At 63.4% G+C, this 16365-nt stretch carries 16 protein-coding genes and 1 pseudogene; 15 read left to right on the top strand and 2 right to left on the bottom strand.

Annotated elements, in window-relative coordinates:
- Positions 1-214: 214 nt before the first annotated feature.
- A pseudogene (locus CSC64_RS08830) lies at positions 215-1212 on the top strand (fumarylacetoacetate hydrolase family protein).
- A 101-nt stretch (positions 1213-1313) separates the two neighbouring features.
- Positions 1314-1979 (top strand): maleylacetoacetate isomerase, encoded by a 666-nt coding sequence (gene maiA / locus CSC64_RS08825; protein ID WP_162434952.1) that lies wholly within the window; start codon positions 1314-1316, stop codon positions 1977-1979.
- Positions 1980-2060: 81 nt separating this feature from the next.
- Here the strand turns inward: maiA and CSC64_RS08820 are convergent, their stop codons facing one another.
- A complete protein-coding gene (locus CSC64_RS08820; RefSeq protein ID WP_162434951.1) occupies positions 2061-3197 on the bottom strand; it encodes a PilT/PilU family type 4a pilus ATPase in 1137 nt (378 codons plus the stop codon).
- Between the two features lie 114 nt (positions 3198-3311).
- Here CSC64_RS08820 and CSC64_RS08815 point away from each other — a divergent pair, with 114 nt between their 5' ends.
- The 6 genes from CSC64_RS08815 (at position 3312) to CSC64_RS08790 (ending at position 7603) form a co-directional block, all read left to right on the top strand.
- On the top strand, positions 3312-3710 hold the full coding sequence (locus CSC64_RS08815; RefSeq protein ID WP_162434950.1) for a DUF4398 domain-containing protein: 399 nt from the start codon (positions 3312-3314) through the stop codon (positions 3708-3710).
- Positions 3707-4594 carry a hypothetical protein gene (locus CSC64_RS08810; protein ID WP_162434949.1) on the top strand — a complete coding sequence of 296 codons (888 nt, stop codon included), beginning with the start codon at positions 3707-3709 and terminating at the stop codon, positions 4592-4594. Before CSC64_RS08815 ends, CSC64_RS08810 begins: the two co-directional genes overlap by 4 nt.
- Positions 4595-5061: 467 nt before the next feature.
- Entirely contained in the window at positions 5062-5277 is a 216-nt protein-coding gene (locus CSC64_RS08805) for an HP1242/YdcH family protein (protein WP_162434948.1), read from the top strand.
- 257 nt (positions 5278-5534) lie between these two features.
- Positions 5535-6911, top strand: coding sequence for a pyridoxal-phosphate dependent enzyme (locus CSC64_RS08800; RefSeq protein ID WP_162434947.1), 1377 nt, complete (start codon positions 5535-5537; stop codon positions 6909-6911).
- Positions 6912-6946: 35 nt separating this feature from the next.
- Positions 6947-7240 (top strand): toxin-antitoxin system TumE family protein, encoded by a 294-nt coding sequence (locus CSC64_RS08795; RefSeq protein WP_202922343.1) that lies wholly within the window; start codon positions 6947-6949, stop codon positions 7238-7240.
- Between the two features lie 3 nt (positions 7241-7243).
- The gene (locus tag CSC64_RS08790) at positions 7244-7603 is read left to right on the top strand and encodes an HVO_A0114 family putative DNA-binding protein (RefSeq protein ID WP_162434946.1); all 360 of its coding nucleotides are present in this window, start codon (positions 7244-7246) and stop codon (positions 7601-7603) included.
- Between the two features lie 4 nt (positions 7604-7607).
- Here the strand turns inward: CSC64_RS08790 and CSC64_RS08785 are convergent, their stop codons facing one another.
- Complete coding sequence (locus CSC64_RS08785) at positions 7608-7835, bottom strand: CopG family antitoxin (RefSeq protein ID WP_162434945.1); 228 nt, start codon at positions 7833-7835, stop codon at positions 7608-7610.
- Positions 7836-8051: 216 nt separating this feature from the next.
- On the opposite strand from CSC64_RS08785, the gene CSC64_RS08780 reads away from it, so the two are divergent.
- The 7 genes from CSC64_RS08780 to CSC64_RS08750 are packed head-to-tail and all read left to right on the top strand — an operon-like array spanning position 8052 to position 16361.
- Entirely contained in the window at positions 8052-9263 is a 1212-nt protein-coding gene (locus CSC64_RS08780; protein ID WP_162434944.1) for a cystathionine gamma-synthase, read from the top strand.
- Positions 9260-10042: an ABC transporter permease gene (locus CSC64_RS08775; RefSeq protein WP_162434943.1), complete on the top strand. Its 783-nt coding sequence runs from the start codon at positions 9260-9262 to the stop codon at positions 10040-10042. Before CSC64_RS08780 ends, CSC64_RS08775 begins: the two co-directional genes overlap by 4 nt.
- Positions 10032-11396, top strand: coding sequence for an ABC transporter ATP-binding protein (locus tag CSC64_RS08770; protein WP_162434942.1), 1365 nt, complete (start codon positions 10032-10034; stop codon positions 11394-11396). Before CSC64_RS08775 ends, CSC64_RS08770 begins: the two co-directional genes overlap by 11 nt.
- Positions 11393-12436: an acyltransferase family protein gene (locus CSC64_RS08765; protein WP_162434941.1), complete on the top strand. Its 1044-nt coding sequence runs from the start codon at positions 11393-11395 to the stop codon at positions 12434-12436. The genes CSC64_RS08770 and CSC64_RS08765 overlap by 4 nt, the downstream gene beginning before the upstream one ends.
- Positions 12437-12466: 30 nt before the next feature.
- Complete coding sequence (locus CSC64_RS08760) at positions 12467-13528, top strand: NAD-dependent epimerase/dehydratase family protein (protein WP_162434940.1); 1062 nt, start codon at positions 12467-12469, stop codon at positions 13526-13528.
- A complete protein-coding gene (locus CSC64_RS08755; protein ID WP_202922342.1) occupies positions 13525-14445 on the top strand; it encodes a glycosyltransferase family 2 protein in 921 nt (306 codons plus the stop codon). Before CSC64_RS08760 ends, CSC64_RS08755 begins: the two co-directional genes overlap by 4 nt.
- A gap of 5 nt (positions 14446-14450) precedes the next feature.
- On the top strand, positions 14451-16361 hold the full coding sequence (locus tag CSC64_RS08750; protein WP_238389864.1) for a methyltransferase domain-containing protein: 1911 nt from the start codon (positions 14451-14453) through the stop codon (positions 16359-16361).
- Positions 16362-16365: the final 4 nt, after the last annotated feature.

Genomic DNA, 16365 nt, shown 5'->3' with positions numbered 1-16365 from the left:
AGTAAAGGAGGAGGTGCCGGCCGCAGGCCGGCGCCGGGGGACATGAGCGGCAGGGGGCCTCACGGCGGACCCACTTCGCCACCTCACCGCCGCCTTCCCTTCGCCCCTGGCTTTCGCCATCCCCATCCCCGGCCCGGCCTCTTGAATGTTTCCAGTGAAACGATTGCCCCGGAGCCGTTACAATCCGCGCTCCCCAGCAGCAGGAGTCAGCCGGATGAAGCTCGGATCCCTCAAGGAAGGCGGCCGCGACGGCACCCTGGTGGTGGTGTCGCGCGACCTTGCCCGCGCCGTGCGCGCGACCGGCATCGCCGCGACCCTGCAGCAGGCCCTGGACGACTGGCAGCACGCCGCGCCGCGGCTGGTGGCACTGGCCGAAGCGCTCGAGGCCGGCAGCGCCGCCGGCGCGTTCGACCTCGAGGCCGAAGCCCTGGCCGCGCCGCTGCCGCGCGCCTACGAGTTCGTCGACGGCAGCGCCTACCTGCCGCACGTCGAGCGCGGGCGCCGCGCCGCGGCGCCGAAGTGCCGGAGAGCTTCTACAGCGACCCGCTGATGTACCAGGCCACCAGCGCCGGCTTCCTGGGTCCGCGCGATCCGGTGCGGGTGACCAGCGAGGACCACGGCATCGACCTGGAAGCGGAGATCGTGGTGGTCACCGACGACGTGCCGATGGCGGCCACCCCGGAGCTGGCCGCCGCGCACATCCAGCTGGTCGGCCTGGTCAACGATGTCTCGCTGCGCAACCTGATCCCGGCCGAGCTGGCCAAGGGCTTCGGCTTCCTGCAGTCCAAGCCGCGCTCGGCGCTGTCGCCGGTGTTTGTGACACCCGACGAGCTGGGCGATGCCTGGCGCGGCAACAAGCTGCACCTGCCGCTGCTGACCCACATCAATGGCGAATGGTTCGGCGCGCCGGAAGCCGGCGAGGACATGCAGTTCGACTTCGCCCAACTGGTCGCGCACGCGGCGAAGACCCGGCCGCTGGCGGCCGGAACCATCGTCGGCTCGGGCACCATCGCCAACCAGGACGTGTCCCGCGGCGCCTCGTGTTTCGCCGAGAAGCGCACCGTCGAGGCGCTGCGTGACGGCCGGCCGAGCACCCCGTTCATGAAGTTCGGCGACCGGGTCCGGATCGAGATGCTGGACCGCGACGGACGCAGCCTGTTCGGGGCGATCGAGCAGCGGATCGAGCGCCAGCCCCTGCCCGGGCAGGACTGAGCCGGCGGGCGGCGCCCGCCGCGCGACCGGCGGGAGTGGCGATACCGGCGCGGCGCGCTATCGTGCGCGCTGGGGAACCGGACGCCGGGCGGAGGCGTGGCATGGACGAAGGTCTGCACCTGTATTCCTACTGGCGCTCGAGCGCCGCCTACCGCGTGCGTATTGCCCTGGCGCTGAAGGGGCTCGCCTACGAGACCGTGCCGGTGCACCTGCTCAAGGACGGCGGCCGGCAGCATGCCGCCGACTACATCGCGCTCAACCCGCAGCAGCTGGTGCCGCTGCTGCTGCACGGGCGCCGCGCGGTGCGCCAGTCGCTGGCGATCATGGAGTACCTGGAGGAGGTGTGGCCGGAAGCGGGCACGCCGCTGCTGCCGGACACCGCCCGCGAACGCGGCCGGGTGCGCTCGCTGGCGCTGCTGGTGGCCTGCGACATCCACCCGCTCAACAACCTGCGCGTGCTGCAGTTCTTCGAAGGCCAGTGGAATGTGCCGCAGGCCGAGCGCGACGAATGGGTGCGGCACTGGATCGTCGACGGCCTGGCCGCATTCGAGGCGCTGGTGGCCGAGGACCCGGCCACCGGCACGTTCTGCCACGGCAACGTGCCCGGGCTGGCCGACTGCTGCCTGGTGCCGCAGCTGTTCAACGCGCGCCGCTTCGGCCTGGACGTGGCGCAGTGGCCGACCCTGGCCCGGATCGAACAGGCCTGCCTGGCTCTGCCGGCTTTCCGCATCGCCGCCCCCGAAGCCCAGCCGGACGCGCCGCGCTAAAGAAGTAAAAAAAGGGGACGGAGGCAATTAAGCGCTCTGCGCTTAATTGCCTCCGTCCCCTTTTTGCTCCTTTTTTGCTGGTCAGATGAAGCCGTGGCTGATCGTCGGCGAGGCCGGCACCGCGTTCACGTCGGCGTAGGGGTCGTGCTCTTCGCTGGCGCCCTCGGACAGGCGGAACTTCAGCGCCAGGCCGTCGCGCGAGTCGGCCGCGCGCAGCGCTTCCTCCTGCTCGATCCGGCCCTGCTTGACCATCCGGAACAGGCACTGGTCGAAGCTCTGCATGCCTTCCTCCAGCGAGCCTTCCATCGCCGCCTTGATCTCGTGCACCTGGCCGCGGCGCAGCAGGTCGCGGATCATCGGCGTGTTGATCAGCACCTCGGTGGCCGGCAGGCGGCGCTCGTCCACGCCCTTGACCAGGCGCAGCGAAACCACCGCGCGCAGGTTCAGCGCCAGGTTCATCAGCACGTTCTTGTGCGCGCTCTCGGGGAAGAAGTTGAGGATGCGCTCGATGGTCTGGTCGGCGTTGTTGGAGTGCAGCGTGGCCAGGCACAGGTGGCCGGTCTCGGCGAAGGCGATCGCTGCTTCCATCGTGGTCGCGTCCAGGATCTCGCCGATCAGGATCACGTCCGGCGCCTCGCGCATGGCGTTCTTCAGCGCGTTGTGGAAGGCGTGCGTGTCCAGGCCGACCTCGCGCTGGTTGACGATCGACTTCTTGTGCTTGTGCAGGTACTCGATCGGGTCCTCGATGGTGAGGATATGCCCGGTCATGTTGCTGTTGCGGTAGTCGATCATCGACGCCAGCGAAGTCGACTTGCCCGAGCCGGTGGAGCCGACCAGCAGCACCAGCCCGCGCGGGGTCATGATGATGTCCTTGAGCACGTCGGGCAGGTTCAGTTCCTCGATGCCCGGGATCACGCTGCGGATCGCGCGGATCACCATGCCCACCTCGCCGCGCTGCTTGAACACGTTGACGCGGAAGCGGCCGGCGTCGGCCAGGGCGATGGCCATGTTGAGCTCGAGTTCCCGCTCGAACTGCGGCACCTGGCCCTCGTCCATCAGCGAGTAGGCGATCTTCTTGACCATGCCGGGCGGCAACCCGGTGTTGCCCAGCGGGTAGAGCTTGCCTTCGATCTTGATGTAGACCGGCGCGCCGGTGGTCAGGAACATGTCCGAGGCGTTCTTCTCGGTCATGAGCTTGAGGAAGTAGCCGATATCCATTGCGCGAAGATCCCCACTGCGAGCTTTACGAAATCCGGCCCGCGGTCCGGCGCCGTTGCGCGCGCGCCGCAGGCTTCAGACAATGGCCGGGCCTTTCGACACGGCGTTCCCCCGATGAACGAGCCTAGCTTCGCACACTTCCGCCGACGCCTGTATGCGCTGGCCATCGCATCCGGGCTGGCCGTCACAGCCCAGGCGCAGGTCGCCTCGCCGGACCTGCTTCGTGCGCAGGCGGCGGTGCAGAAGGCGCAGGAGGCCGACGCCGACCACTACGCCCCGGACCTGCTCGATTCGGCCCAGCGGGCATTGATCCAGGCCCAGGCCGGGGCGCTGTCGCGCAGCCGGTCCGAGCGCCGCGAAGCCGACGTGCTGGCCCGCCAGGCCGCCGCCGACGCCGACCTGGCCCGGGTCCGCAGCGACCGCGCGCAGGCCGACGCGGCCCTGCAGCAGCGCCGCGACGAGATCGCCGGCCTGCGCCAGACCCTGGGCCTGCCGCAGGAGGGCACGCCATGAGCCTGCGCCCACGTGGCTTCGCCCTTGCCGCATTGCTGCTGGCCATCGCGCCGGCTCTGGTCCTGGCCGCCGACGATCCCGACGTGCTGCGCCTGCAGGCGCGGCTGGATGCGCTGCAGGCCGACCCGACCCTCGGCCGCCTCGCCGCTTACGAGCAGCTCGAGGCGCGCCAGGCCATCACCAGCCTGGACGATGCCCGGCGCAGCGAAAGGCCCGGCGCACTGTACGTGGCCGAGCGCCGGGTGGAGATCGCCGAGACCGCGGCGGCTGCCGAATCGGCGAAGCGCGAGCTGGCGGGCCTGGACCTGCAGCGCAGCGACCTGCTGCTGCAGGCCAGCCGCCGCGAGGCCGAGCGTGCGCGGCAGGAAGCCGAACTGCTGCGCATCCAGTCGCAGATCCAGGCCGAGGAAACCGAGCGCCTGCGCCTGGCCGCCGAGGCCGAGGCCGCCGCGCGCAGCGACGTCGAGCAGGCGCTGACGTCGGCCACCGGCAGGCAGGCCACGCAACTGAGCGCGGCGCGGCGCAAGGAGGCCGCGCTGGCACGGCAGGAGGCCGAACTGGTGTCGGGCGCGAAGCTGCCGGCATCGACCTTCGACGCGCGCGGCGAAGCCTTCGCCCTGCCGGCCACCGCGTTCGTGCAGGGCGCGCTCAGCGGCGACGGCAAGGCCGCCGCCAGCGCACTGGCCGCCTACCTGCAGATCGGCAAGCGCGGCAGGATCCGGGTGGAAGCGTTCGCGAAGGACGTCAAGCTCGCCCAGGCTCGCGCCAACGCGCTGAAGGCGGCGTTGGTGGCCGGTGGCGTGCCGGCCGCGCAGGTGCAGGCGAACGGCAAGGCCGCTGCCGGGAGCGCGAAGAAGGCCGCCGAAGTGGTGGTGGCGCCGTAGCCGCGGCGCCCCTGCGGCGCCCCTGCGGCGAGAGTCCCGCTCCATGCAGCGGTTTTGCGCCGCCAAAAATCGAGTTACATCAATAAGTTACACGACATTCCAAGGGTCTCCACCGGTCCCTGCCGGCCACTTGCCGCGCTGCAGCATCCCTTGTGGATCAAGGGCTTGCCCGGTCGCTTGCCGGCCCCTGGGGAGGGGAGTAGGGTCGGATACCCAGGTGGTGCTTGTTCCATCTGGCTGACCGGAGCACCCTGCCGATGCAGCCGTTTTCCGTTCCACAGGAGATCGCCGACGGGCCACGGCCGGCCCGCGCGGAGGACTCCGGTGGCACGACGGCCCCCGCGCACCACGATGCTCCGAACAAGCGACGCCCCGGACCGCAAGGCCCGGGGCGTTTGCATTCCAGGGCCGGCCGGGCGGCCGGCATCCCCCGCAGGGACGCGCGCAGACCCCAGAGAGGTGCAGACATGTTCGAAGGGCAACCGCAGGCCGAGATCGATGCGCTGATGAAGCGCGACCCCGAATTCAGGCAGCTCTACCAGCGACACCGTACGCTGGACAAGAAAGTGATGGATGCCGAACTCGGGGTGCTGCCGATCGATGACGTCACCCTCGGCCAGATGAAGCGCGAGAAACTGCACGCCAAGGAGAAGCTGCTGCGCATGTACGACCGGGCGCACTGACCCGGTCCACGGTTCATGCCGTGGGCGGTGGCGGCCATCCTCGTCGGTCGCCACCGCCCACGTCACTTCGCCGTCCACGCCGCCTGGCCGTCCACGCCGCCTGGCCGCGCATCGCGGCAACCGGATGGTTTCCGGTACCCGGGCCAGGGCACGTGCCTGGCCACCTCCCCGGCGATGCCCCGGGCGGTTTCGAACGGGACGTTTCCGGCCGATAATCCCGGTTCCGCCGCGCAACGCGGCCTGTCACCGGATCGACGATGGCCCTGCACGATTCCGTGCTCGAACTGATCGGGCGCACCCCCATGATCAAGGCGCGCCGCCTGGATACCGGCGTGTGCGAGCTGTACCTGAAGCTGGAGAGCGCCAACCCCGGTGGTTCGATCAAGGACCGCATCGGCCTGTCGATGATCGAGGCGGCCGAGCGTCGCGGCGAACTGAAGCCCGGCGCCACCCTGGTCGAGGGCACCGCCGGCAACACCGGCATCGGCCTGGCCCTGGTCGCCCAGCAGAAGGGCTACAAGCTGGTCCTGGTGGTCCCGGACAAGATGAGCCGGGAGAAGATCTTCAACCTCAAGGCGATGGGCGCCGAGGTGGTGCTGACCCGCTCGGACGTGGCCAAGGGCCATCCGGAGTACTACCAGGACCTGGCCGCGAAGATCGCCGCCGATACCCCCGGCGCGTACTTCATCAACCAGTTCGGCAACCCCGACAACCCGGTCGCGCACGAGACCGGCACCGGCCCGGAGATCATCGAACAGATGGCCGGAGCCGGCGGATTCGACGCGATCGTGTTCGGCTGCGGCAGCTCGGGGACCATGACCGGCCTGTCGCGCTGCTTCGCCGAACGCGCACCGCAGGTGGAACTGGTGCTCGCCGATCCGGTCGGCTCGATCCTGGCCCGCTACATCAACGAGGGCGTGCTCGACGACAAGTCGGGCAGCTGGCTGGTGGAGGGCATCGGCGAGGACTTCCTGCCGTCGATCTCGGATTTCAGCCGGGTCAAGAAGGCCTACGCGATCAGCGATGCGGAGAGCTTCCACACCGCGCGCGAGCTGCTGGCCAGGGAGGGCGTCCTCGGCGGCTCCTCGACCGGCACCCTGCTGGCCGCGGCGCTGAAGTACTGCCGCGAGCAGACCGAGCCGAAGAAGGTCGTGGTGCTGGTGCCGGACACCGGCAACAAGTACCTGTCGAAGATGTACAACGACTACTGGATGCTCGACAACGGCTTCCTCGAGCGCCCGCAGCACGGCGACCTGCGCGACCTGATCCTGCGCCCCTACAGCCAGCGCGACACCGTGGTGGTCGGGCCGAACGACCTGCTGACCACCGCCTACCAGCGGATGAAGCTGTACGACGTCTCCCAGCTGCCGGTGATGGACGGCGAACACCTGGCCGGCATCATCGACGAGAGCGACGTGCTGCTGCACGTCTACGGCGACGAGGCCCGCTTCCGCGACCCGGTCTCGGTGGCGATGGTCAGCAAGCTGGAGAAGCTGGACGTGAAGTCACCGATCGAGGCGCTGCTGCCGGTGTTCGACCGCGGCCAGGTGGCGATCGTGATGGACGGGGAGAAGTTCCTGGGGCTGATTACCCGGATCGACCTGTTGAATTACCTGCGGCGGCGGGTGGCGTGAGGGGGTGTTGCGTGTAGAACCATATATTGCATACAATGCAATATATGGGAGGCGCAACGCTCATCATCCATTCCAAGGTGCTGACGGGTCGCTGGATAGTCCAGCGCAAGGTCTGGGTTTTGCCAGAAGCCAGCGCGGAGCGTCCACATGGACTGAAATACAGCCTGTTCTGCGGCGATGCGGCGCAATGCCTGGTGCGCTACGACAACGAGGCCGGCAAGGGCGACCACCGCCACTATGGCGAACGTGAAGAACCGTACGTCTTCACCACGCTGGAAGCGCTGCTCGAGGATTTCCAGGCCGACATCGTCCGATTGACGCAGGAGTGAGCCATGAAAGCCATCATCGAAATCGCAAGCAATGCCGACATGCACCGCCGCGCCGTGGCGGCCGCCCGCTCGCTGGCGACCGGAAAGGTCGAGACGGCGGATTTCCGTATCGGCTTCGAGAGCGCCGCACAGGTGTTCGCCGAACTCACAGCCGAACGCCTGCGTACGTTGGAAACGCTGCGGCGCGAGGGAGCGCAGAGCATCTATGCGCTCGCCAAGGCACTGGGAAGGAACTACAGCAACGTGCATGGCGACGTGCAGCGGCTGATGGCGCTGGGACTGGTGGAGCGTGACGGCGAAAAGGTGTTCGCACCGTTCGACGAACTGGAAATCCACGTGCCGCTGGGTGCGCGGGCGGCGTAAATCGTCAGGTCTTTCCGCTCGGCCAGTCGATCCGCACCTTGCGGTGCTTCATGACGCAGTCGCGCAGATACAGGTTGATCAGGTTCTGATACGGAACGCCCGCCTCGCTGGCCATGCCCTTGAAGTACTCCACCACGTCTTCGGAAAGACGCATGGAGACGGGTTTCTTGAGCTTGGCCGCATAGGGGTTCCTGCGGGACTTCATGCTGGAGAGGTCGTACTCGGCTTTCATGTCGGTCAGTGCCCGTAGTAAGGAGAGTTCCCCCTTTTTTGGCCCAACTGTCCATACATTGTCCCAACTGTCCATACATTGTATGGACGATTCGTGCGATCCGCCAAAGCCCGGCATCGCCCCTTCCAGGGTTCGGCTCCCTGGTAGTGACCGGGCTGTTCAGGGCGCTCCCCGGCCCGGATTGGTAGAATTCGCGGTCCCCCGGAGAGCGCCGAGATGTCGGATCACACCCCCCCAGCCGGCCAGCCCGGCCGCCGCCTGGCGCTGGCCACCCTGGCGATCCATGGCGGCCAGGCGCCCGACCCGAGCACCGGGGCGGTGATGCAGCCGATCTACGCCACCTCGACCTACGCCCAGTCCAGCCCCGGCGTGCACCAGGGCTTCGAGTACTCGCGCACCCACAACCCGACCCGCTTCGCCTGGGAGCGCTGCGTGGCCACGCTCGAGGGCGGCAGCCGCGGCTTCGCCTTCGCCTCAGGCCTGGCCGCCACCTCCACCGTGCTGGAACTGCTGGACAGCGGCGATCACGTGATCGCCATGGACGACCTGTACGGCGGCAGCTACCGCCTGTTCGAGCGCGTGCGCCGGCGCAGCGCCGGGCTGGGTTTCAGTTTCGTCGACCTGAGCGACCTGGCCGCGTTCGAGGCCGCGATCGGGCCGAAGACGAAGATGGTCTGGATCGAGACCCCGACCAACCCGATGCTCAAGATCGTCGACATCGCCGCGGTGGCGGAGATCGCGCGCAAGCGCGGCCTGCGGGTGGTGGTCGACAACACCTTCGCCTCGCCGGTCGTGCAGCGCCCGCTGGAGCTGGGCGCGCACCTGGTGATGCATTCGGCGACCAAGTACCTCAACGGCCATTCGGACATGGTCGGCGGGATCGTGGTGGTTGGCGAGGACGCGGAACTGGCCGAGAAGATGGCGTTCCTGCAGAACTCGGTCGGCGCGGTGCAGGGGCCGTTCGACAGTTTCCTGGCGTTGCGCGGGGCCAAGACCCTGCCGCTGCGGATGCGCGCGCACAACGAGAACGCGCTGGCGCTGGCGCAGTGGCTGGAAACCCAGCCGGCGGTGGAGAAGGCGATCTACCCCGGCCTGGCCTCGCACCCGCAGCATGCATTGGCGGCGCGGCAGATGCACGGCTTCGGCGGCATCGTCTCGGTCGTGCTCAAGGGCGGGTTCGAGGCGGCGAAGCGGTTCTGCGAGAGGACCGAACTGTTCACCCTGGCCGAGTCGCTGGGCGGGGTGGAGAGCCTGGTCAACCATCCGGCGGTGATGACGCATGCGTCGGTGCCGGTGGAGAGGCGGGAGCGGTTGGGGTTGTCCGATGCGTTGGTACGGTTGAGTGTGGGGGTGGAGGATGTGGGGGATCTGAGGAGAGATCTCCAGGCTGCGTTCGCACGTGCTGGATCGAGGGACCGCGGCGAATGAACTCGGGGCTTTGGAGAAACAAGGTACTCCTTGGGAAACTGGTTCAGCGCGATATTCGGGCACGTTATGAGGGATCGGTGTTCGGCATCGTCTGGGCTATCGCCACCCCCCTTTCGTTGCTGGGCGCCTACTGGTTCGTGCTGGGCAAGGTCCTGGGTGCGCGCTGGGAGGGGGTCTCCGTGGGACAGTTGCCGGTAGTCCTGTTCATCGGCCTGGTGGTGTATCTCTTTTTTTCCGAAGTAATGGGACGGGCTCCCGGGCTTGTGCTCGCGAACGGAACTTACGTGAAGAAGGTGGTATTTCCGCTGGAAGTGCTGTCTGCGGTCACAGTTGCCACAGCGCTGTTTCATCTGGCAATCGCGTTGGCGGTGCTTTTCTTTGGCCAGCTGATCATGACGGGCGGAGTACCAGGTACCTGGATATATATGCCGTTGGTTCTTGGGGCAATGATCCCGTGCATGCTGGGGATTTCCTGGTTCGTTTCATCGATTGCCGTTTATCTGCGAGATGTGCAGCAAGTCGTTCCGCTTGTTCTGACGTTGATGATGTTTCTCAGTCCTGTTTTCTATCCGTTGACGATGGTCCCGGAGCGTTACCGCCCCTTTCTCTATTTGAATCCACTGACGGTCCCAATCGAGCAGGCCAGGGCGATCGTGGTTTCAGGAATTGGACCGGATTGGGGCATGGTGCTGGCTTATTCGGTTGTATCCATCGCCTGCATGCTGGCGGGAAGGTGGTGGTTCATGCGGACAAAACAGGGATTTGCCGATGTCTTGTGAGGACTCCACGATTGAAATATCGAATCTTCGGAAGGCGTACCGGATATTCGACAAGCCTTCGAGCCGGTTGTGGCACATGCTCTTCCGGGGGCATCAGCGGTTCTATCGGGAACATGTCGCGCTGGACGACGTGAGTTTCAAGGTTTCGCGCGGGGAGACGGTTGGCGTAGTGGGGCGAAATGGCTCCGGAAAATCGACTCTATTGAGCGTGATATGCGGAACGCTGTTGCCGAGTTCCGGTACCGTTGCGGTCAGTGGCCGGGTTGCTGCCCTGCTGGAACTGGGCGCCGGATTCAATCCGGAGCTGAATGGAAGGGAGAACATAGATCTCTGCGCGCAGATATATGGGCTGGATGCCGATGATCTGGATAACAGGAGGGATTCCATCATCGCTTTCGCAGACATCGGCGATCATATCGATCAGCCAGTCAAGACGTACTCGAGTGGCATGTTCACCCGTTTGGCGTTTGCCGTGATCGCCCATGTCGACGCGGACATACTGGTAATCGACGAAGCCCTGGCGGTCGGCGATGCCTATTTCGTCCAGAAATGCATGCGATACCTGCGCGCGTTCCGTGATGGTGGAGGCACGCTGCTCTTCGTAAGCCACGACATGGGTGCCATTACCGCGCTTTGCGACCGGGCCATTTGGCTCGTCGATGGTCGCGTCAATCTGGACTCGGACCCCAAGAGGATTGCGGAGGCCTATCTGGCGGATCTTTACAGGCAGCAACAAGTGGTCGAGGCCATTATCGGGAGTGCAAGCGAGGCCAGGGGCGCTTCTTCCGAAGAGATCAGGCTGGATCCCAGGCGCGAACTTGTTGTCAATTCGAACTTGCGCAACGACCTGGAGATCCGCGAGTTCGCGGCATTGCATGATTTTGGGGCGGGTGGAGCCCAGATCGTTGATTCCGCCCTTAGAGATCAATCGGGTGCGATCCTGTCATGGGTGGTTGGAGGAGAGTTGGTGGTTCTCTCGGTTGACGTCGTCGCAAGCCAGGAGATTCTAGAGCTGATCGTCGGATTTGTGGTCAAGGACAAGAACGGCCAACCGCTGTTCGGCGACAATACGTATCTGTCCATGCTGGACTCTCCCATGCGAGTGGCTGCAGGCGACAGGGCCAGGGTCGAGTTCGAATTCCAGATGCCTATCCTTCCATCCGGTGTCTATGCCATCAGCCTGGCTGTTTCGGAAGGCACGCAGAAGAGCCATACAGTCCATCAGTGGGTCCATGAGGCTATCCTGCTGACCAGCACGGCAAGCAGCATTGCCACAGGGTTGGTCGGGATTCCAATGCGCAGGATCGGTGTAGTCAAGATGTCGGACAAGGCCGGGACCTTGGAAAAGCCATGAATACGCCGAACCACCGGGAAAACAATTTCGACGCCCTGCGTATCGTTGCCGCCATGGCGGTCATCTACGGGCATGCCCGTCCTCTTGGAGGAGTTCCTGATATCGGATTCTTCGGGAATTCCATTCAGGCGCTGGCGGTGAAGATATTCTTCGTGATAAGCGGCTACCTTGTAGCGAAGAGCTGGGTTGCCGATCCCAGTCCATTTCGCTATCTGGCAAAGCGCGGATTGCGTATTTTCCCTGGCCTGCTCCTGCTGCTGTTGCTGACGGTATTGATACTTGGGCCGTTGCTTACGACTTTGCCCCTGGACAAGTACTTCTCAAATTCGAATACCTGGCGATATCTGTTCTACAACCTGATCCTGTACCCGATCTACTCTCTTCCTGGAGTTTTTGAAAACAATGTATATCCGAACGCGGTGAACGGCTCCCTGTGGAGCCTGCCTGTAGAGTTCCTGATGTATCTTGTTTTCCCATTGGTCTACGTCTGTTCCCGACTGGACCGAACGAATCGACTGCTGGTTGCCTTCACGATCTGCTTGTGCGTTTCGAGCCTTTATCTACTGAGAGGCGGTGGCGAGCTGCGCCACATGGTTTTCCACGGGACGGCGCTCTCCCCGGTGCTCGATGTCGCGCCGTACTTCTTCCTCGGGAGCATTGTCGGGGTTACGCGCGTGGGATCGATTCTTGACCCCGGAATTGCACTCTTCCTGGCTGTGGTGGCTGCGCTCTTGCAGCCAATCGGGGCGGTTTCGACCGAGCTCCTGCTCTACGTGATCGTTCCGTACTGCGTTCTTTCGCTGGCCACAATCGCCTCTCCGGTCATCTACAGGGCCGGCCGTTGGGGCGACCCTTCATATGGCATCTACCTATACGGTTTTGTGGTGCAGCAGACGGTCTATCATTTCGGGGCGCCGGGCATGTCTCCATTCACGAACACATTCATATCGATCCCCATAGCAGTGGTGCTGGCCTATGCGTCTTGGCACTTTGTGGAGAAGCGGGCCCTGAGACTGAAGCCCAGGGGCGGAAGCAGGTGAAGAATATCTATTTTGCAAGGAAGATCTGAGATGGCCAGAGATTGCATATTGGTGACTGGGGGCGCTGGATTCATAGGCTGTGCGATATCGCATGACTTGACTGCGGGCGAGTTGCCGGTGGTTGTTGTCGATAATCTGCACCCACAGGTCCATGCAACCAGGCAGAGACCGGAGGCATTGTCCAGGCATGTCCACTTCATCGAAGGCGATGTCTGCGATGAGTCTGTCTGGGGATGCGTTCTTGATGAGTGGTCGCCGCGCAAGGTCGTCCACTTGGCCGCTGAAACGGGTACCGGCCAATCGTTGACCGAGGCCAGCAGGCACGGCCTGGTCAATGTAATCGGCACTACGCGCATGCTGGACGCCTTCGCCGCAAGACAGATCGCGCCTGAGCGATTCGTCCTCACAAGCAGCCGTGCGGTTTATGGCGAAGGCGAGTGGGAGCGTGGAGATGGTGGCCGTTACTACCCGGGTCAACGTTCGATGACGATGCTCGATGCGGGTCAGTGGGATTTCGAGGGCGCCCATGCGCTGCCTTTCGACGCGCGGCGAACCCAGCCGCGTCCAACGAGCGTATATGGGGCTACCAAGCTTGCGCAGGAACACCTGCTCAGCGCATGGGCGTTGAGTTTTGGGTCCGAAGTGGTCGTCGTCCGCTTGCAGAACGTCTATGGACCAGGCCAGTCGCTCAACAACCCATATACAGGCATTGCGTCACTGTTCACCCGGATGGCAAAGGCTGGTCAGAGCATCCCGTTGTATGAAGACGGCCTTATGCGCAGGGATTTCATCTTCATCGATGACGTGGCTTCTGCCGTGCTGCAGGCATTGAGCGTTCCAGGCGCTTCCGGCGGTACCTTCGACATCGGAACGGGCTTGGGTACGACCATCGGCGATTTGGCGGCAACGATCGCCGATCACTACGGTGCGCCATCGCCGCATGTCTGTGGCAAGTACCGGAATGGCGACGTGCGGCACGCTTCCTGCAACACAGAGAGCGCGAGAGTGGCGCTGGATTGGGAGTCGCGCATATCCATGAGCAATGGGGTCGGGCAGTTGTGCACGTGGATCGACAAGGAGATGGAGGGATGAAGCAGACAGGAGATACATCGGAATTGCCCACCTTGCGAGTCCACTCCATCCTCTATGGAAATGAGATCGAGCGTATCAAGCAGGCGATTGAACACCTGAATCGCGCTGCCGACTTCTGCATAGCCCAGAGAGTATTTTCGAAGATCTCGCTTGTATATGGCGATTGTTCTCCGAGCCCGGTACTGGATCCCGAGTTCGTGCGATCCATTGAGGAATCCTGCCAGGCCATAGATGGCTTCAGGCATGTCTACTTCAATGAAAACCTCGGCTCCGCACAGGGCCATAATCGATTGCTGAAGGATTTCGAGGAGGACTATGTCCTCATCATGAATCCGGACATCATGCTTGCCCCGAATACCCTCGTGGAATTGGCGAAGGCCTATGGATCCAAGGGCGTCGGGATGGTGGAAGCGCGACAGCTGCCGATTGAGCACCCCAAAGAGTACGATCCGAAGACCGGCGAAACATCATGGGCAGCCACAGCCTGCGCCCTGATCCCTGGTGAGGTGATCAAGGAGCTAAACGGTTTCGACAGCGATACATTCTTCCTGTATTGCGACGACGTTGATTTCTCCTGGCGCGTACGCCTCTCTGGGAAAAAGGTGATCTATCGGGCTTCGGCGGTGGTTTATCACGACAAACGGCTTGGCGCCAAGGGGGCCTGGGTGCCTGGTGAAGCGGAGAAATACTACTCTGCGGAAGCGGCATTGCTGCTGGCCCACAAGTACTCCAGGGAAGATATCGTGCGGAGGATAATTGGCTTCTTCAGAAACAGCCCGGAACCGCACTTTCAGAAGGCGGTGGAGAGCTACGAGAGTCGAGAGAATAGTGGGACGCTTCCCCAGCCCATCGACCTGGACCACAAGGTGGGTGTTTTCGTGAATGATGCGTATGCCAAGCACAGGTTCTCGATGTGATCGACATGAATGAAACTTACGACAACGCATTCGCAGAAGATAACGTCTATGGACATGCGGTAAAGCTGATCGATTCGATACAGGTTGACAGGCGCGGCATCCACCTGGACTTCGGCTGTGGCTACGGCCGCATGGCAGAGGCGGTTCGCGGCCTTGGCCTGCGTTACATAGGTGTGGACGTTGACGAAGGCGGCCTTCTTTCCCTGAAGTCGCGTGGCTTTGAGGCCATGTTCATCGATTTGCGCGATCCGGCTGCTGCGCTGGCGCAGATCCGGAATTTCCTGCCAAAGGATGAGCCGATCTTCTCGATGTCCATCATCGATACCCTTGAGCATATGGAGGAGCCGAGGAAGGCCCTGGGGTTGATGCGTGAGCTGGCACTCGAGTTTGCCTGCCCAGCCATCATTTCGGTGCCGAACTTCACCCATAGGGATATCGGATTCAAGGCTGCATTCGGGCGTTTCGACTACACCAAGGCCGGGTTGCTTGATCACACCCATTTGCAGTACTTCACGGAAGAAAGCCTTTCCAGACTTCTTGGTGAGTCCGGCTGGCACGAGATATCAAAGAATGATGTAAAGATCCGCCGCAGCGACCAGGCTTTCCCCCGGGATCACGCAGCCCTTGCACCGACGACTCCATTGCATCGCCTGCTGGCAGGCTTGCGCAGTCAGGTCAATGAAAGCGGGGTCGTCAACCAGTTCGTCCGCATGTGTCTCCCCGGCCATGCGATCAAGCCCAGGGGGACTTTGGACAGCGTCAAGGAATGCGAAGGAAGCGAAGACTGTTTCCTCACGGTTCTGACAAGAACGCAGGGACGGAGGATAGACACACTTCGTGAAACGCTGTTGTGTCTATCGGCACAGACTTGCCAGGATTTCGAGGTTGTCGTTGTCGGACACGACCTTGATGTCGAGTCCCAACTTGCAGTGGAGCGAGTAATCGCGGACCTGAAGGACGGTATGCGCGAGCGTGTCCGCTTGCTCCGTATCGATGGAGGAAGCCGTGCGAAGCCGCTCAATGACGGATTCGAGGTCGCCAGAGGACGCTATGTAGCGATGCTGGACGACGATGACCTGGTTTTCGGCAACTGGGTCGAGACCTTCAAGGTGCTGGCGGAACAGAATGGGGGCAGGCTCTTGCGATCCGTCGCGGTGGCTCAATCCTGGGACAAGATTTCGTTTGATGGGATGTCCGTAGCCCGGTCCGTGGGTGGCTTCCAGTCGATTTACCCCGATGAATTCGACCTGTTTGACCATCTGGTCGAGAACAGGTCGCCTTTGCATAGCCTGGCATTCCCGCGCAGCCTGTATTCCGATCTCGGCTTCCGGTTCGATTCGCACTTGTCTACCGCGGAAGACTGGGACTTCATTATCCGGGTTGCACCCGTTGCCGGTGTTGCATGCAGCCAGAACGTCACCTGTATCTACAGGCGTTGGGTGAATTCGGAGAATTCGTTCTCGGTCCATGACCAGGACGAATGGCGTGGGAACTACTATTACACGTTGCGCAAGCTGGATGCTTTGCCTTTGCTGCTTCCTGCAGGGGCCACCCGCAAGCTCAGGGACATGTATTATGAGCTGGAGCGCCTACGAAGCGCCCCGGCTACGGCGAGCATGCCGTACAACAATCCCGATGAGTTCTCCGAAGGGATAGAGCAGGAGCGATACCTGGAGGCGCTTCGTTGGCGTTATCACGAACTGACGAACTCGTTGAGCTGGAAGGTTACCAGCCCGTTGCGCTATGCGAAGGCGCTGTTCCGAGGGAACAAGAGCCATGGCGGGGCGCATATGCTCTGGAGGTTGAGCGCAAAAGACCTGGAGCATCTGATTGCGAACATCGAGGGCTCTGCTTCTTGGAGAATGACGGCGCCGCTTCGGTCTCTGCGTGGGGCCATGCGCACGCGAGGCAGGTAGCCCC

This window comes from Pseudoxanthomonas koreensis (assembly GCF_010093225.1).
Taxonomy (GTDB): Bacteria; Pseudomonadota; Gammaproteobacteria; order Xanthomonadales; family Xanthomonadaceae; genus Pseudoxanthomonas; species Pseudoxanthomonas koreensis.
The sequence above is the reverse complement of the archived record's forward strand: the minus strand, read 5'-3'. Positions and strand labels throughout refer to the sequence as shown.

Bases quoted from the DNA above. Each gene is read 5' to 3' on its own strand.
- CSC64_RS08775 (WP_162434943.1), top strand. From the start codon at position 9,260: ATGAACTCGGGGCTTTGGAGAAACAAGGTACTCCTTGGGAAACTGGTT.
- CSC64_RS08760 (WP_162434940.1), top strand. From the start codon at position 12,467: ATGGCCAGAGATTGCATATTGGTGACTGGGGGCGCTGGATTCATAGGC.
- CSC64_RS08805 (WP_162434948.1), top strand. From the start codon at position 5,062: ATGTTCGAAGGGCAACCGCAGGCCGAGATCGATGCGCTGATGAAGCGC.
- CSC64_RS08810 (WP_162434949.1), top strand. From the start codon at position 3,707: ATGAGCCTGCGCCCACGTGGCTTCGCCCTTGCCGCATTGCTGCTGGCC.
- CSC64_RS08770 (WP_162434942.1), top strand. From the start codon at position 10,032: ATGTCTTGTGAGGACTCCACGATTGAAATATCGAATCTTCGGAAGGCG.
- maiA (WP_162434952.1), top strand. From the start codon at position 1,314: ATGGACGAAGGTCTGCACCTGTATTCCTACTGGCGCTCGAGCGCCGCC.
- CSC64_RS08780 (WP_162434944.1), top strand. From the start codon at position 8,052: ATGTCGGATCACACCCCCCCAGCCGGCCAGCCCGGCCGCCGCCTGGCG.
- CSC64_RS08820 (WP_162434951.1), bottom strand. From the start codon at position 3,197: ATGGATATCGGCTACTTCCTCAAGCTCATGACCGAGAAGAACGCCTCG.
- CSC64_RS08815 (WP_162434950.1), top strand. From the start codon at position 3,312: ATGAACGAGCCTAGCTTCGCACACTTCCGCCGACGCCTGTATGCGCTG.
- CSC64_RS08750 (WP_238389864.1), top strand. From the start codon at position 14,451: ATGAATGAAACTTACGACAACGCATTCGCAGAAGATAACGTCTATGGA.
- CSC64_RS08755 (WP_202922342.1), top strand. From the start codon at position 13,525: ATGAAGCAGACAGGAGATACATCGGAATTGCCCACCTTGCGAGTCCAC.
- CSC64_RS08790 (WP_162434946.1), top strand. From the start codon at position 7,244: ATGAAAGCCATCATCGAAATCGCAAGCAATGCCGACATGCACCGCCGC.
- CSC64_RS08765 (WP_162434941.1), top strand. From the start codon at position 11,393: ATGAATACGCCGAACCACCGGGAAAACAATTTCGACGCCCTGCGTATC.
- CSC64_RS08795 (WP_202922343.1), top strand. From the start codon at position 6,947: ATGCAATATATGGGAGGCGCAACGCTCATCATCCATTCCAAGGTGCTG.
- CSC64_RS08785 (WP_162434945.1), bottom strand. From the start codon at position 7,835: ATGAAAGCCGAGTACGACCTCTCCAGCATGAAGTCCCGCAGGAACCCC.
- CSC64_RS08800 (WP_162434947.1), top strand. From the start codon at position 5,535: ATGGCCCTGCACGATTCCGTGCTCGAACTGATCGGGCGCACCCCCATG.